Annotated in this window: 1 pseudogene; it reads right to left on the bottom strand. The window is 53.5% G+C overall.

The window, feature by feature from the left end:
* Positions 1–121: 121 nt before the first annotated feature.
* Positions 122–282: pseudogene (locus E0D98_RS28325) on the bottom strand (hypothetical protein); the annotation flags it as partial.

Consider the following 282-nt stretch of genomic DNA (forward strand, 5'->3'; position numbering starts at 1 on the left):
TCACAGATTTCATCAACAATCTGCGCGGTGGTGAGCGGTTTCTGCCCCATTTCACGACGCCGCGCATTAATCACGGCCCTGTAATTACGCAGAATTTCGCGGGTTTCCTTGCTGATATTCATTACCCGTTCTCCCCGTCCAGCGCCTGACGCATTACCCGCATAATCTCACGTTCTTCCCTGACAAATGCGTCACCGTCGCCCCCGTTCTCGCTCCCTACAGCATGGAGGCGATAAATTTCACTACCAGCCATCACCATCACTTTTTCCAGCAGCACCGCAG

Source organism: Escherichia sp. KCJ4928, from assembly GCF_004352695.1.
GTDB lineage: Bacteria > Pseudomonadota > Gammaproteobacteria > Enterobacterales > Enterobacteriaceae > ECMA0423.